15 protein-coding genes are annotated in these 14637 nt (G+C 71.0%); 13 read left to right on the top strand and 2 right to left on the bottom strand.

The genetic code is table 11. From position 1 onward, the window contains the following. The first annotated feature begins 41 nt into the window (after positions 1–41). The 4 genes from AB0F13_RS21225 (at position 42) to AB0F13_RS21210 (ending at position 4339) form a co-directional block, all read left to right on the top strand. Positions 42–2495, top strand: coding sequence for a SpoIIE family protein phosphatase (locus tag AB0F13_RS21225; RefSeq protein ID WP_362084372.1), 2454 nt, complete (start codon positions 42–44; stop codon positions 2493–2495). 129 nt (positions 2496–2624) lie between these two features. Beyond that, positions 2625–2789, top strand: coding sequence for a hypothetical protein (locus AB0F13_RS21220; RefSeq protein WP_362084369.1), 165 nt, complete (start codon positions 2625–2627; stop codon positions 2787–2789). Positions 2790–2852: 63 nt separating this feature from the next. Then, positions 2853–3278 carry a DUF4190 domain-containing protein gene (locus AB0F13_RS21215; protein ID WP_362084367.1) on the top strand — a complete coding sequence of 142 codons (426 nt, stop codon included), beginning with the start codon at positions 2853–2855 and terminating at the stop codon, positions 3276–3278. A gap of 137 nt (positions 3279–3415) precedes the next feature. Further along, positions 3416–4339 carry a MurR/RpiR family transcriptional regulator gene (locus tag AB0F13_RS21210; RefSeq protein ID WP_362084364.1) on the top strand — a complete coding sequence of 308 codons (924 nt, stop codon included), beginning with the start codon at positions 3416–3418 and terminating at the stop codon, positions 4337–4339. 328 nt (positions 4340–4667) lie between these two features. Here the strand turns inward: AB0F13_RS21210 and AB0F13_RS21205 are convergent, their stop codons facing one another. After that, entirely contained in the window at positions 4668–5324 is a 657-nt protein-coding gene (locus AB0F13_RS21205; protein ID WP_362084361.1) for a class I SAM-dependent methyltransferase, read from the bottom strand. A gap of 424 nt (positions 5325–5748) precedes the next feature. Here AB0F13_RS21205 and AB0F13_RS21200 point away from each other — a divergent pair, with 424 nt between their 5' ends. The 6 genes from AB0F13_RS21200 to AB0F13_RS21175 all read left to right on the top strand — a co-directional run bounded on the left by AB0F13_RS21200 (position 5749) and on the right by AB0F13_RS21175 (position 11823). After that, positions 5749–6510, top strand: a complete 762-nt coding sequence (locus tag AB0F13_RS21200) for an urease subunit gamma (protein WP_362084358.1) — start codon at positions 5749–5751, stop codon at positions 6508–6510. Next, positions 6480–8546: an urease subunit alpha gene (ureC, locus tag AB0F13_RS21195; RefSeq protein ID WP_362084355.1), complete on the top strand. Its 2067-nt coding sequence runs from the start codon at positions 6480–6482 to the stop codon at positions 8544–8546. Before AB0F13_RS21200 ends, ureC begins: the two co-directional genes overlap by 31 nt. Positions 8547–8644: 98 nt before the next feature. Then, the gene (locus tag AB0F13_RS21190) at positions 8645–9319 is read left to right on the top strand and encodes an urease accessory UreF family protein (protein ID WP_362084443.1); all 675 of its coding nucleotides are present in this window, start codon (positions 8645–8647) and stop codon (positions 9317–9319) included. A 52-nt stretch (positions 9320–9371) separates the two neighbouring features. Continuing rightward, positions 9372–10067, top strand: a complete 696-nt coding sequence (gene ureG / locus AB0F13_RS21185; RefSeq protein WP_362084353.1) for an urease accessory protein UreG — start codon at positions 9372–9374, stop codon at positions 10065–10067. After that, positions 10064–10867: an urease accessory protein UreD gene (locus AB0F13_RS21180; protein ID WP_362084350.1), complete on the top strand. Its 804-nt coding sequence runs from the start codon at positions 10064–10066 to the stop codon at positions 10865–10867. Before ureG ends, AB0F13_RS21180 begins: the two co-directional genes overlap by 4 nt. Positions 10868–11232: 365 nt before the next feature. Next, positions 11233–11823 (top strand): isochorismatase family protein, encoded by a 591-nt coding sequence (locus tag AB0F13_RS21175; protein WP_362084347.1) that lies wholly within the window; start codon positions 11233–11235, stop codon positions 11821–11823. 175 nt (positions 11824–11998) lie between these two features. On the opposite strand, the gene AB0F13_RS21170 is transcribed toward AB0F13_RS21175, so the two are convergent. Next, positions 11999–12658, bottom strand: a complete 660-nt coding sequence (locus tag AB0F13_RS21170; RefSeq protein ID WP_362084344.1) for a MerR family transcriptional regulator — start codon at positions 12656–12658, stop codon at positions 11999–12001. A gap of 85 nt (positions 12659–12743) precedes the next feature. Between AB0F13_RS21170 and AB0F13_RS21165 the strand changes: the two genes are divergently transcribed. The 3 genes from AB0F13_RS21165 to AB0F13_RS21155 all read left to right on the top strand — a co-directional run bounded on the left by AB0F13_RS21165 (position 12744) and on the right by AB0F13_RS21155 (position 14580). Next, the gene (locus AB0F13_RS21165; protein ID WP_362084341.1) at positions 12744–13169 is read left to right on the top strand and encodes a DUF3291 domain-containing protein; all 426 of its coding nucleotides are present in this window, start codon (positions 12744–12746) and stop codon (positions 13167–13169) included. 233 nt (positions 13170–13402) lie between these two features. After that, complete coding sequence (locus tag AB0F13_RS21160) at positions 13403–13630, top strand: hypothetical protein (RefSeq protein WP_362084338.1); 228 nt, start codon at positions 13403–13405, stop codon at positions 13628–13630. A gap of 257 nt (positions 13631–13887) precedes the next feature. Continuing rightward, positions 13888–14580, top strand: a complete 693-nt coding sequence (locus AB0F13_RS21155) for a pyridoxamine 5'-phosphate oxidase family protein (protein ID WP_362084335.1) — start codon at positions 13888–13890, stop codon at positions 14578–14580. The last annotated feature ends 57 nt before the right edge of the window (positions 14581–14637 follow it).

Raw genomic sequence — 14637 nt, 5'->3', positions numbered from 1 at the left:
TCCCGGGGCCGGCACCGTCGCCACGACCGAGGAGCAACCACGTGGGCACCCCCCGACAGTCCGAACGCCGCGACCGCGACAGCGAAGCGGCGGAGGGCGACGAAGAGGCGCAGCCGGACGGCGCCGGCGCCGCGGCCTCCCCCCTGGGCAGGCTGGCCGGCACCGTCGAGCGCCTGCGCCGGGAAGTACAGGAGGCGCACGCGGCCGCCGACGGCCGCGCCCTGATCGAAATGGCCAAGGGCATCCTCGTCGAACGCCTGCGCTGCGGCCCCGCACACGCCGACCGGCAACTGATCGCTCTCTCCGACCGGGCCGGTCTCACGCGGCTGGAACTGGCCGCCGACATCGTCAGCCAGGCCGCCCACGACCGCCTCGCCGAAGTGACGGAGCACTTCGTCGCCAGTGTGGGGGCGTCCCCCGCGGGCGGCCGCCCGCCCGCGGCGGACGCCGCCTCCGTGGCGGTCCGGCTGCGCACCGCCGAAAGCGGCGTGCTGGCCGCGAACGACACCCAGGCGGTCGCCGAATCGCTCCTGGCACACGCCCTCGCGCCGCTGGGCGCGGTGGCCGTGGCCATCTGGGCCGCGCGGACCGACGCCTCCCTCGCCCTGGCCGGATGCGCCGGGTTCTCGCAGGAGGAAGCGGCCCGCTGGCACTACGTTCCGCCGGGCGTGGCGACCCCCGCCCGGCGGGCTCTCGCCGAGCGGCGCTCGGTGTTCCTCGCGGCCCTGAAGGACACGTGCCTGCCGTCCGTCGGACACCGTGAATTTCCCGAGGGCGGCCGTGCGGCCGTTCCCGCGGAGGCCGGCGGGCGTATCCTCGGCGTGCTGGAAATCTGCTGGCCGGGCCCCCAGTCGCCGCAGTCCCCGCAGATCCGGCGCCAGCTCGAAGCCCTCGCCGAGCTCTGCGCGCACACCCTGGAGCATGCCTCCCCCGCGGTGGCCGGAGCCTGCACGGCCCTGCCGTCGCCCCGCGCCGGCGGCGGTGCCGACGAGCTCGTCGGCCTCTCGGACGGCATCCGCGACCCCGCCGTCGTCCTGCTGCCGCATCTGGACAGCCACGGAAAGCTCTGCGACTTCCGCATCCATCACGTCAACCGTCACTTCGCCGACCCCGTCGGGCGCCCGGGCAGCGCGGTCACCGGAGCCCTGCTGCTGGAGGCCTACCCCATGGCGGCGGGTGACGACGGGCTGTTCCACAAGATCGAGCGCGTCCACGCCACGGGGGAACCCTTCCGGGCCGAACGCATCCCCCTCACCGCCGTCGTCGACAACCAGATTCCGGTCACCGCCCTCGCCGACATCAGCATCAGCCGCCACGGCGAGAGCCTGCTGCTCATCTGGCGCGTCGAGGACGAGGCCGTGCGGCTGGCGAACCTGCTCCAGCACGCCCAACGCCTCGGCCGCATCGGCGGCTTCGAGGAGAACGCCGTGACCGGCGAGATCGCCTGGAGCCGGCAGCTGTTCGCCTTCTACGGCCTGCCGCCCACCGCCGCACCCGTCCCCCTCCGGCGGCTGCCGGCCTTCGCCCACCCCGACGACTCGGCGACCATCAGCCGCTTCCTGCGCACCCTGCTGCACCATCGCCGCCCCGCGTCCACCGGCTTCCGGCTGCAGAGGCCCGACGGCATCGCCCGCCACATCCGCGTCGTCGGCGAGCCCGTCCTGGACGCGGGCGGCCGGCTGCTCGCGGTCCGCGGCGCCTACCAGGACATCTCCGCCCAGCACTGGACCGAGGTCGCGCTGGCCGCCACCCGGGACCAGCTCGCCCACACCGAACAGCGGGCCGACGAGCGGAACCGCCTGGCACTGCAGCTGCAGCACGCCATCATGCCCCCCGCGCGCGGCCCCATGGACACCCCGCACCTGCGCATCGTCGTGCGCTACCGGCCCGCCGAGAAGGACCACCTCGTGGGAGGCGACTGGTACGACGTCGTCACCCTGCCCACGGGCCGGGTCCTGCTGTGCGTCGGTGACGTCGCCGGGCACGGCATCGACGCGGCGACCGACATGGTCGTCCTGCGCAACGCCCTGCGGGGCCTGGCCGCCACCGGAGCCGGCCCCGCCCAGCTGCTGGCCTGGCTGAACGTGGTCACCTTCCACCTCACCGAACGGGTGACCGCCACGGCCGTCTGCGGTCTTTACGACCCCGTGACCCGCGAACTGAGCTGGGCGAGGGCCGGTCACCTGCCCCCTGTGCTCATCCGCAGCGGTAGCGCCGACGTGCTCCCGCTCGTCAAGGGGCTCCTCCTGGGCGCCGTGCCCGAGACGCGCTACGAGGAGGGCAGGCTCCGGCTGCGGACGGACGACGTCCTGGTCATGTACACCGACGGGCTCATCGAGTGCAGGGACCGCTCCTTGCAGGACTCCCAAAGGGAGCTCTTCGCCACCGGTGACCGCGCCACCGGCTCCCTCGAGCAACGCCTGGACGACCTGCTGGCCCGCAGCGACTCCGACACCGACGACGACACCTGCGTCATCGGCATACAGGTCCGCTGAACGGGGCGGTGTCCTCACCGGTTCATCGTGTCCCCGTTTCACCGGTTCATCGTTTTCATCATCCGGTGAGGGGCAGACGACGCAGAGAAGAGATGATGACGGAAGCCATGCGAAAGGAGATATAACGACATGGTGTTCCTCGTCGCCGCTCTCCTTCTTCTGGGCCTCCTGTCGGGCACCGTCGCGCACATCCCGCCGGCAGTGAGCCTCCTCGCGGCGGCAGTGGTCGCCGCCTGGCTGCTCGTCTTCGCCGAGCGCGAGCGCGAGCGCCGCACGCGCCGGCGCGACCACTGACCGCACGTCACACCGAGCGGCAGCCCACCGACCGAACCACGCACCGGCCGGGATGGAGGACCGATGAATCCCCCTGCCACCACGACGGCGCACAGCCGTGAACGTACCGACGCCCCTACGACCGGTAACCCTTCGGCAGAACCCCGTACGACCGACCGCCGTGACACCGGCCCCCGCGACACCGACCACCGCCCTCCCGGCACCACGACGACCGTACACCGCCGCACGGACGGCCCCCGCACGGACGGCCCCCGCAAGGACGCCGACCTCATGGCGGTGGCCTCCTTCGTGGCAGGGCTGGTCGGACTCCTCGTCTTCAACGTCGTCCTCGGCCCCTGTGCCCTCGTCCTGGGAGCCACCGCCCTCGCGCGTGGCACAGACCGCCGCCCCCGCGCCCTCCTGGGCTGCACCCTCGGCTGCGCCGACCTGATTCTGCTGGCCGTGCTCGCCGCCGCACAGGGAACCCCCAGCTGGCACATGGCCGGCTGACGCGCCCGATCCCGCGTTCCGCCCGGGTCCGGCCTTAAAGCGGCCCATGGCCACGGCACCGTGGCCGGAGTCCGCCCCTGGCGGCCACAGCGCGTGGGCTATGTTGAGCGGGAGAGGGACTACAAGGAGGCGCACCGGTGCCATCAGGGCAACAGGCACGCGCGCAGGCGTCTGCGATCACACCCGGACGACGGTCTCCGGAGGCGGAGCCGCCCCCCGCGGACAAGGTTCGCGCCCTGTTCGGCGGCCACCGGCTTTCCCCCGGGCAACGGCGCATCGCGCAGTACATCACCGATCACCTCACCGAGGCCGCGTTCCTGTCGATCACGGACCTCGCGGACCGCGTGGGCGTGAGCCAGCCCTCGGTGACCCGCTTCGCCTCCTCCCTGGGCTTCAGCGGCTATCCCGCGCTCCGGGAGGCGCTCCAGCCCATCGCCCTGAGCGCGGTCGCCGGCTCCCCGGACACGCGGGAGGAGAACCGCCGCAACGAGCTGCAGGCGGCGGTCGATGCGGAGATCGCGAACCTGGAGAACCTGCGCCGGGTGTTCGCCGACACCGACCGCGTGCTCGACATCGGCCGCGAACTGGCCAGGTCGGTTCCGCTGACCGTGCTGGGCCTGCGGATCTCCGTCTCCTTGGCGGAGTACTTCGCCTATGCGGCGAAGCGGATCCATCCCGACGTGCGCCTGGTGTCCCGCGGCGGCAGCGTGGCCTACGACGCGCTGCTCCAGTCGCGGGAGGCGGGCGGCACGTGGGTGCTGGCGTTCGCGATGCCCAGGCACGCCAAGGAGACCCTGGCGGCGATGCGGGCCGCGCACAGCACGGGGCTGCGCATCGCGCTGATCACCGACCAGACGCTCGGGCCACTCGTCGAGGAGGCCGACGTGGCGCTCACCGCCGGCACCGGCTCACGCCTCGTCTTCGACTCGTACGCCGCACCGGGCGTCCTGTCGGCGGCCATCCTCCAGGCCATGGCCGACGCCGACCCCGGGCGCACACAGCTCCGGCTGGAGAAGTACGAGCAGGCGGCGGAGCACCACGACTTCTTCCTCGAGCACTGACCCGGGCCGGTCCCTGGCCCCGGCTTCGGCCGGTCAGCGCTCCAGATTTTTGGGCCTGTGCCCGCATGAAAATTTTCATACCCTTGCTTACTTGGCGGTATATATATTTACTGCAAGTGGCACCCGGGCCCTCACGGGCTGGAACCGGTACAGCGCTCGCGACGGCGAGCCTCCGGGCGCCAACGTGGACGAACGCCCAGGGACGACACCCTCCTCGTCGCCCCAATGGTGTTCCGTTCGGGTAGTCCGCTCCCCTCGGACACCCCTCGGCGGCCCCCGGTCTACCCCTGGACCGGGGGCCCGTCCGTATCCCTGCTCTACCGGCGCTTCAGACCTGGGCGACGAGGGCGTAGCGCTCGTCGGCCACCGGGCCGCCCCACAGGTCGGCGTCGCCGCTGAGCGGCTCGACGCGCAGACCGGTGACGAGGGGGCGTACGGCGGCGGCCAAGTCGTCCGCGCCGATGCCGCGGTGCCACGGCAGCGACTCGGCTCCGGCTACGTACGGCACGCCGCTCTGACCGGATTCCCGCCACCGTCCCTCGATCAGGACCAGCCGGCCTCCTGGACGCAGTCGGGTGACCCACTCGTGCAAGGCGGCCCCGGGGTCGGGCAGGGTCCACAAGAGGTGTCTGGACAGCAGGACGTCGAATCGCTCCTCACCCGTCGGCGGCTCCGCCGCGTCGCCGATCAGGAAGCGGCCGGGCAGGCCCGAGGTCGTCAGCTTGGACTCGGCCTGTTCGATCATCCGCGGGGCCAGGTCCACACCGGTGACCCGGTGCCCCGCTTCGGCCAGCAGCAACGACAGGGACCCCGTGCCGCAGCCGACGTCGAGGACGTCGGCCGGGCCGGTGGGAATCCAGGTGCGCAGGAGCCGGGCCCATGCGGCGCGCGTGTGCGCCGCCCTGAGCCCGTGGTCCGGCTCGTCGTCGAACGCCGGCGCGGCGGCGTCCCAGTAGTCGGTGATGGCGGCAGTCGGATTGCTCATGCCGGGATCTTCCCAGCCACCACTGACAGCACTGCCCGGACCCTTTCACGCGGAGTCCGTGGGGAGTCGGTGCGGAGTCCGTGCGGAGGAGGCCCGTGCCCCTGACCGGCCGCGTTGCCGAGCCGGGACTGCAGGCCGTCGATGCCTTCACCGTCACCCTGCGGCACACATCCTCATCTGAACATCACCCCGGGGCCGTTCCGCCCCGCGCCAGGCTGTCGCCCATGTGGCGGCCCGATTCACTCATGCGTGCGGGGGCGGGCCGTACGCCGTTTCCGGAGCTGCCGACGTGATCACGATGCTCTCGTAAGGATTGGGGCCGATGGCCGCGGACACTGTGCTGCGCCGATGGCGCATGCCCTAGCTCCCAGCTCAAGAGCCTCAGCGCAGTAGCTCTGGGGGAAGGCAAACGCAGGGTGAAGCTATGCATCTGACTGCACATGAACAAGAGCGCCTGATGATCCATGTGGCGGCGGACGTCGCCAGGAAGCGCCTGGAACGGAAGCCGCCGCTGGCGCTCAACTATGCCGAGGTAGTGGCACTGCTGAGTGCGTATGTCCTTGAGGGGGCCCGGGAAGGCAAGACCGTCGCCCATCTGATGGAACACGGAAAGACGGAGCTGCAGGATGTGGAGGTCATGACGGGCGTCTCCCGCATGGTCGATTTCGTGCAGGTGGAAGCCACCTTCCCCGACGGCACAAAGCTCGTCACCATCCGCAACCCCATCTTCAAGGAGGAAAAAATCACGGTCCAACCCGTCATCCCGGGCGAAGTGGATTACGCCACGCAGGGCAGCGACGGGAAGGTGCACCACAACGAGCATCTCAAGCACGACGTCATCGAGCTGACGGTCACCAACGACGACCGGAACAACCGTCCCATCCAGGTCGGTTCCCACTACCACTTCTACGAGGCCAACCCCGCGCTGACGTTCCGCGATGCCGACAACCGCGTGAAGTTCCCGGACCGCAAGCCCGCCCTGGGCATGCGTCTCAACGTCCCGGCCGGCGGCGCCGTTCGCTTCGAACCCGGCATGCCCGTAAAAGTGCAGCTAGTGCCCCTCGAGGGCAAACGTCAGGTCCACGGCCTGCGCCAAGAGACCGACGGCCGGCCGATCCCCCCAGCGTCATCCGGCACGGGCGGGAGGCGGTCCGGGTGTCTGATCCCGAAGTCTTCGAAGCGCTGACGCGCGACAAGTACGCGGACCGGTTCGGCCCGACGCTCCATGACCGTATCCGCCTCGCCGACACAGAGCTGTGGATCCGGATCGATGACGACTGGTCCGGTGGTCCCGGCCGCAGCGGCAGCGAGATGATCTTCGGCGGCGGGAAGGTGATCCGTGAGTCGATGGGACAGTCCATCGAGCCGCGCGACCAGTGCGACAAGCGGGGGCGCTACAAAGCTCACGCGTCCTGTAGTCCCGACACCGGCGCGATCGATCCTCCCACCGTCGACGTGACCGATCCTCCCGACACTGTGATCACCGGCGCCGTCATCCTGGACCACTGGGGCATCGTCAAGGCCGATGTGGCCATCCGCGACGGCTACATCAGCGCACTCGGCAAGGCTTACAACCCCGAGACCATGAAGCCCATCCACCGCAATGCCACTTCCGTCGACGGTCGTCCCGTCCCCACGGATTTCGTCATCGGGCCGGAGACGGAGGTCATCTCGGGCAACGGCAAGATCCTCACCGCCGGCGGGGTCGACACGCACGTCCACTTCACGTGCCCCGAGCAGGTCGGCGAGGCGCTGTCGTCGGGTGTCACCACGCTCATCGGCGGCGGTACGGGGCCGGCGGACGGCAGCACCTCCACCACCGTCACGCCCGGCGCCTGGCACCTCGCCCGGATGTTCGAGGCGCTGGACGCCTTCCCGGTCAACATCGGACTGCTCGGCAAGGGCTCCACCATGTCCAAGAAGTCCATGTACCACCAGCTGAACGCCGGCGTCATCGGCTTCAAGATCCACGAGGACTGGGGAGCCACCCCGGCCGTCCTCCAGGCATGCCTGGAGGTCTGCGCGGAGACGGGGGTCGACGTCCAGCTCGCGCTGCATGCCGACTCGCTGAACGAAGCAGGATTCTTCGAATCCACCCGGGCCAAAATCAAGGACCATTCCGTCCACGTCTTCCATGTCGAGGGCGCGGGCGGCGGCCACGCCCCCGACATGATCAAGATGGTGTTCGAGAAGAAGGCGCTGCCTGCCTCCACCAATCCCACCCGGCCGCTGACCGTCAACACGGTCGCGGAACACCCCGACATGCTGATGATCGCCCATCACCTCAGTCCGGAGATCCCGGAGGATGCGGCCTTCGCGGAGTCGCGGATCCGGCCCTCCACGATGGCCGCCGAGGACCTCCTGCACGACCTGGGCGCCATCTCGATCATGTCGTCGGACTCCCACGCCATGGGCCGCATCGGCGAGATGATCACACGCACCTGGCAGACCGCGCACGTCATGAGCGTTCGCCGGGGCCGTCTGCAGGAGGACAAGGACAACCTGCCGGCGGGCGCCAAGGAGGCCGACAACCACCGTGCCCGGCGGTACGTCGCGAAGTACACGGTCAACCCGGCGATCGCCCACGGCATCGATAAGTACATCGGGTCCGTGAAGACCCGCAAACTGGCCGACCTGGTGCTGTGGGAGCCGAAGTTCTTCGGGGTCAAGCCGCATCGGGTCATCAAGGGCGGGCAGATCGTCTACGCGCAGCTGGGCGACGCCAACGCCTCCATCACCACCCCGCAGCCGGTCCTGCCCCGCGCCGTGTGGGGCGCCACGGGCCTGGCGCCCCGCTCCACCTCGTTCAACTTCGTGAACAAACGGGCCATCGACGGGCTGGAGAAGCGCCTGAAGCTGGGCAAGAAGTTCATGGCCATCACGAACACACGCGGCGTCGGCAAGGACCGCATGGAGGAGAACACGCTCCGACCCACGGTCGAGGTCGGCCCCGACACGTTCAATGTGGCCGTCGGCGGCGCGGGGGTGGTGGACGTGGAGACGGACGTCCCAGGCCTTGACGACATCTACCAGGTCGATCGGACCAAAGAGAGTGAGATCCATCCGGGCCATCGGGATTTTCCGGAATACCAGCGTCCCCATCCCTTCGAACCGGATGACCGGAACAATCCCTATAACCCTCCGCTCCATCCGATCGTTCCTCCTTCTCCTCCGACTCCTCCGGAACGGCTGCCCATGGCGCAGCGGTACTTCCTTTTCTGAAGGTTGCTGACGTCCCGGAAGAGGGCCACGGCGTGGCGCGGAAGGCGAGCGGTGAACGGTGCGCCGTAGAGGAGTGAGGAAAGGGTGACGTGCGGAAGATGAATCGCGCTGCGCTGTTCGTCCTGGCCGATGGCCGGTTCCCCGCCGGAGGGCACGCGCACTCCGGTGGAGCCGAACCGGCCGTGGCCGCGGGCCGTATCCGGGATGCCCGCTCGTTGGAGGGTTTCTGCCGGGGGCGGCTGCATACCGCGGGCCTGGTCGCGGCGGCGTTGGCCGCCGCGGCCGCCGCGGGTCACGATCCGCTGGTGCTGGAGGAGGCTGCTGATGCCCGTACACCGGTGCCGGCGCTGCGGGAGACGGCCCGCAGGCTGGGGCGGCAGATGATGCGGGCCGCCCGCGCGACGTGGCCCTCGGCCGAGCTGGATGCGCTGGCCGCCAGCCGCCCGCGGGGCGCGCACCAGCCGGTTGTGCTGGGGCTTGCGGCGCGGTCGGCCGGGCTGGCACCGCTGGATGCCGCGTATGCGGTGGCGTACGAAACGGTCAGCGGGCCGGCCACGGCGGTGGTCCGGCTGCTGAGCCTGGACCCCTTCGATGCCACCGCGGTCCTCGCCCGCCTCGCCGGCGACCTCGACCAGGTGGCCGCCGCGGCCACCGCCGCTGCCGAACGCGTCCCCGAGGAGGGGATCAGTGCGCTGCCCGCCGCCGGCGCGCCGCTGCTGGACATCACCGCGCAGCAGCACGCGGCCTGGCCGGTACGCCTGTTCGCCTCCTGACCGCCACCACACTGACGACCATCACGTAACACTGCGAGAGAACTGAGCCTTGATGCACCTCGACCACGCGGAGACGTATCCCCAGCGCCACACCCACAGTGCCGATCCCCAGCTCCCGGACGGCACCCGGCGTGCCCTGCGCATCGGCCTGGGCGGGCCGGTCGGCTCGGGCAAGACCGCCACCGTCGCCGCCCTGTGCCGAGCGCTGCGCGACGAGCTGTCCATCGCGGTGGTCACCAACGACATCTACACCCGCGAGGACGCCGAATTCCTGCTCCGCGAGGCGGTACTGCCGCCCGAGCGGATCGCCGCGGTGGAGACCGGCGCGTGCCCGCACACCGCCATCCGCGACGACATCTCCGCCAACCTCGAAGCCGTCGAGGACCTCCAGGACACCATCGGCGGCGGCCTCGACCTGGTCCTCGTGGAGTCCGGCGGCGACAACCTCACCGCCACCTTCTCCAGGGGCCTGGTCGACCACCAGATCTTCATCATCGACGTGGCCGGCGGCGACGACATCCCCCGCAAGGGCGGCCCCGGCGTCACCACCGCCGACCTCCTCGTCATCAACAAGACCGACCTCGCCCCGTACGTCGGCTCCGACCTGGAGAACATGGCCCGCGACGCCAAGGCCCAGCGCGGCCGGCTCCCCGTCGCCTTCACCACCCTCAAGACCGAGGACGGCGTCCAGCCGGTCGCCGACTGGGTCCGCGCACGCCTCACCGACTGGTCCACGGTCCCCGCATGATCCTCGCCACCGGGCACACCCCATCCGCCCCCCAGCAGGCCGCCGCAGGCGTGCATGCCACCGCCCGCGTCGTGGCAGCCGCCCGGGGCGACACCACCATCCTGCCCGTCCTCAGCAGCGACGGACCCTTCGACCTGCGGGGCCTGCGCCCGCACGGCAGCCAGGCGCGGGTGTGCATCATCGGCGCCATGATCGCCCCGCTCGGCGGCGACCGGCTGCGGATCGAAGCCATCGCCCAGCGCGGCGCCGCGCTGCACGTCACCTCCGCCGCCGCGACCCTCGCCCTGCGGGGCCCGACCCCCGAACACGCCACCTACGACGTGCACCTGACCGTAGAAGAACAGGCGCAGCTCCACTGGCTGCCCCAACCGCTGATCTGCGCGGCCGGCAGCAATCTGCGCCAGAGCTGGACCGTCGACCTCGCCCCCACCGCACGGCTCGTCCTGCGCGAGGAACAAATCCTCGGGCGCACCGGCGAGCCCCCGGGCCATGTGACCACCCGCCTGACCGTCCGACGCGGCGGGCGCACCCTGCTGGACCAACAGGCCGAATACGGCCCGGACACACCCGGCTGGGACAGCCCGGCCGTCCTCGCCGGCCACCGCGCGACCGGGCAACTCCTCCTCGTCGACCCGGCCTTCGAGGACAAGCCTCCCGCCATCCACCTACTCGGCGACGCTCCGGAAGACGGCCAGGGCGTGCTGGCACCACTTGCCGGCCCTGCCGCGCTGGCCACCGCCGTCGCCCCGAACAGCCTGCGCCTGCGTCGCCTCCTCGACGCGGCACACACCGCGCACTAAAGGGCGGCATCCACCTCACGGCCAAGCAGCCACCGGGAACTACGGCTCCCGTGCCAGGGCCTGGGAACTACGGCTCCCGTGCCAGGGCCGTCTCCCCGAGCCCGTAGCGGGGGAGACGGCCCTTCCCCGTACAGAGGTACCCACGCCCCGACGGCGCTGGTCCGGGCCGATCCGCCCGAACCGTCAAGCCTGTGGCCTGCACGTTTTCACCGCATCCACTCCTACGAGCCGTCGTTGCCCTCCCAGCCGGCGCCGCGCTCGTCGCCGCCGCGCCGGTCGGGTGAATGACCGGCGAGTGGCGCACCCTTCCCTCGGCGGAAGGGTGATCATCGGGGAGAGGGTTCCCCCGAGGGAAGGGCTTTTCCGTGCGTCGTGCACTGATCATCGTCGATGTGCAGAAGGACTTCTGCGAGGGCGGCAGTATTCCGGTGAAGGGCGGCGCGGACCGGGCCGCCGCCATCGCCGAGCTGCTCCGGCGCGGCGACGGGCAGTACGCCGTCGTCGTCGCCACCCGTGACCACCACATCGACCCGGGCGGCCACTTCTCCGAGCACCCCGACTTCCAGGACTCGTTCCCCGTGCATTGCGTCGTCGGCAGTGAGGGAGGCGAGTTCCATCCGGACTTCGCGCCCGCCGTCGACTCCGGGCACGTCGACGAGGTCTTCTTCAAGGGCGCGCACTCCGCCTCGAAGAGCGGTTTCGAGGGCTCGGCCCAGGACGGCACGGCACTGTCCGCCTGGCTGAAGGCCCGCGACATCGCCGACATCGACGTCGTCGGCATCGCGACCGATCACTGCGTGAAGGCCACCGCGCTGGACGGAGTGCGCGCGGGCTTCACGGTGCGGGTCCTGCTCGACTACACCGCCGGCGTCGCCGCCGACACCACGCGCACCGCGCTCGAGGAGCTGCGCCGGGCCGGTGTCACGCTGAGCGGCGAACCTGTTGTCGTCGCCTGAACAGGCCGGTCCGGTCTCTGCGACGCCTGCGTTCACAGGCGAGGGACCGGATCAGTCCCTGCTGCAGCGATGATCGTCGGGTGATCGCTCACCCACGCACGACCGGCCGCTCGGCGGGTGACCTGCCGCCGCTGGGAGGAGGCGGTGCGCCCTGCCGTGCGCCGGGACCGGCCCCTCAGCCGCCGTACCGTCTGGCTGACGCGTCCTCCTGCGCGAGGCGGCGCAGGGCCAGCAGCGCCGGCTCCAGCAGGATCGTCAGGAGCATGGCGCGTTCAGCCTGTTCGAGAGGATCGTCCATGCCCTCCAACTGGTCGAGGTCCAGGGCGGCCGTCCGCTCGGCCAGCTCCGCGTAGGGGACCAGCGCCTGCCAGGGGTAGTCCACCCCGACCGAACGCAGGGTTTCGAGGGTCTGGTTGATCACGGCTTTGGCGGGGGAGTGCGGTGAGACCTGCCAGCCCGCTTCCGCCAGCAGGGCATCGGCCTCCGTCTCCGAGCCGGCACCGCCCTCGGCGTCCGAGCCGGCCTCCTCGGGCTCCGCCTGCCCCTCCTCACCCGCAGGGACGGCCGGCCGGGCACCGAGGACGAGGCCGAGTACCTGGTGCACATCGCCGCCCTGCTCGCGGACGGCGGCCAGCACCTCCTTGGTGGCGCTGACCGTGAGCCCCCGCACGCCGACCAGGGCACGGATCAGCCGCAACCGCCGCACGTGCGCCTCGTCGTACTCGGCCTGGGTGGCGGACGTCGACCGGCCGGGAGGCAGCAGGCCCTCGCGCAGGTAGTACTTGATGGTCTGGATCGGCACTCCGCTGCGCCGGCTCAACTCGGAAATTCGCATTGGTCCCCGCTTCCCTTCGGGATTAGGTAGTGGCACTCTCTAATCTAGATAGTGCCACTACCTAACGATGGAGGCGAGCGTAGCAATGCCCACACTCCCCTGGACGATTCCGAACCAGGCCCCGCCGGGCGCCGAGGTCTACGTGATGGCGTCCCGTTTCGAGGTGCGCTCCTTCAAGGACGTACCGCGCTTCTTCTGGAACTCTCTCTCCGTGTGGGGCCAGGTGCGCCGAGCGCCAGGAGCCTACGGCGCCTCGCTCATCGCCCGTCCGTTCCAGCGCGTCTTCTACACGCTCTCCGCGTGGCAGGACCGTGACGCCGTCTACGCCTTCGCCCGGACCGAGCCGCACCGCAGTGCCATGAAGGGCCTGGGGCCCACCATGCGGGGCTCGACGTTCACGTTCTGGCAGGCCACTGCGGACCGGCTGCCGATCACGTGGGCGGATGCGATGGAGCGGCTCGCCGAGCAGGAGCGGGCCGATGCCCTCGAAGCCGGTGGGGCCGGCGTCTGAGCGCTCGCGGACGGAAACGACAAGCAGGCGCGACGCCGCCGCCGGCCCGGCCCGCCGCGGCGACAAGGCGGCGCGCCTCACCTGAGAGCGAATCGTGCCGGTGCCGCGCGCCGGCCCTCGATGACCTCACAGACGAACTCCCCCCACGCCGGGCCGCGTTTGAACCCGTGACCGGAGTCGCCGCCCGCCAGTCAGACGTCCGGACGTCCCGGGTACCGGTCGAGAAGCGCGGGGTGCCCGCCTCACCGAGCGCCGTCCACAGCAGACCCGCGAACTCGGGCATGACCGGGCAGGTCAGCTGGGCGAGGGTACGGGCGGCGGCGGCCTCGGCGGCGAGCGCGGCGCCGGTCCGCCCGCCGTCGCGGGTACGGCTCTGCGCCGCCGCGAAGTCCTGGGCGCAGCGGACCGGCTCGCACAGCAGCCGGGTGGCGCGCCGGGGCGAGAAGTCCTCGGCGGAGTAGGCGCTGGTCATGGGCCGGCCCGCTCGAACACTTTTGCCCACTGGGAGGTCGAATGGCAAGCAATCCTTTGGCATTTGGTGAGTTCACCAAGGGTCCCGTGACAACCGCTGCCCCGTGATGAAGACATCGCTTGCCAAACGTCTCGGGGGTCAGGCAGGCTGACGAATCGTGTTCGAACATGCCGTAGCCCCGCATTCCCGGCGGCCGCGAGCGTGACAGCGGGCCCAGCCGGGCCGCACCGATGAGAAAGACACGATATGACCGAGCAGACGCCGGACCCCGTGCTGCCCGAAGTCCTCCCCCAGACCGAACGCACCCGCCACCGCCGCCTGCACGAACAGGGCAGCCTGAGCAGGACCGACCTCGACGCGATCCTCAAGGCCGGATTCGTGTGCCACCTGGGCGTGGTGGTGGACGACGTACCCATGGTCGTGCCGACCGTGTACGGGACCGACGCGGGCACGTTGTACTTCCACGGCTCCGTCGCCAGCCGGAGCCTGGCCGCCTCGCCGCAGGCCACCGTCTGCCTGACGGTCACCCACGTCGACGGCCTGGTGCTGGCCCGGTCCGTCTTCGAACACGGCGTCAACTACCGCAGCGCCATGGTCTACGGCGTGCCGCGAATCGTGACGGACCCGCAGGAGAAGCTCGCCGGACTGCGCTGCCTCACCGAGCACGTCACCCCGGGCCAGTGGGGATACGCCCGCCTCCCCAACCGCAAGGAGCTCGCCGCGACCGCCCTGCTCGCACTGTCGCTGGAGGAGGCCTCGGTGAAGGTGCGCACCGGACCCCCCGACGACGGGGACGGCCCGGACGCCGAACTCGACGTCTGGGCAGGCATACTGCCGCTCCATCAGACGTGGGGCGCCCTGGAGGCCGACCCTGACCTGGCCAAGGGCATCGACGTCCCGGCCCACCTCGCCGAGCGGGCCCACCAGCACCTCGGCTGACCGTCCCTCGAGCCCCGGCCCACCCCCCCGCTCCTCTCGCCCCTCGGCACATCGGGC

This window comes from Streptomyces sp. NPDC026206, assembly GCF_040638465.1.
GTDB lineage: Bacteria > Actinomycetota > Actinomycetes > Streptomycetales > Streptomycetaceae > Streptomyces.
Note: the sequence above shows the minus strand (reverse complement) of the source record. Positions and strands in the feature narration are given on the sequence as shown.

What these genes read in the sequence shown, in the direction of transcription:
- AB0F13_RS21220 (WP_362084369.1), top strand. Translation starts at nt 2,625, where the DNA reads ATGGTGTTCCTCGTCGCCGCTCTCCTTCTTCTGGGCCTCCTGTCGGGC.
- AB0F13_RS21215 (WP_362084367.1), top strand. Translation starts at nt 2,853, where the DNA reads ATGAATCCCCCTGCCACCACGACGGCGCACAGCCGTGAACGTACCGAC.
- AB0F13_RS21205 (WP_362084361.1), bottom strand. Translation starts at nt 5,324, where the DNA reads ATGAGCAATCCGACTGCCGCCATCACCGACTACTGGGACGCCGCCGCG.
- AB0F13_RS21200 (WP_362084358.1), top strand. Translation starts at nt 5,749, where the DNA reads ATGCATCTGACTGCACATGAACAAGAGCGCCTGATGATCCATGTGGCG.
- AB0F13_RS21190 (WP_362084443.1), top strand. Translation starts at nt 8,645, where the DNA reads ATGAATCGCGCTGCGCTGTTCGTCCTGGCCGATGGCCGGTTCCCCGCC.
- ureG (WP_362084353.1), top strand. Translation starts at nt 9,372, where the DNA reads ATGCACCTCGACCACGCGGAGACGTATCCCCAGCGCCACACCCACAGT.
- AB0F13_RS21180 (WP_362084350.1), top strand. Translation starts at nt 10,064, where the DNA reads ATGATCCTCGCCACCGGGCACACCCCATCCGCCCCCCAGCAGGCCGCC.
- AB0F13_RS21170 (WP_362084344.1), bottom strand. Translation starts at nt 12,658, where the DNA reads ATGCGAATTTCCGAGTTGAGCCGGCGCAGCGGAGTGCCGATCCAGACC.
- AB0F13_RS21165 (WP_362084341.1), top strand. Translation starts at nt 12,744, where the DNA reads ATGCCCACACTCCCCTGGACGATTCCGAACCAGGCCCCGCCGGGCGCC.
- AB0F13_RS21155 (WP_362084335.1), top strand. Translation starts at nt 13,888, where the DNA reads ATGACCGAGCAGACGCCGGACCCCGTGCTGCCCGAAGTCCTCCCCCAG.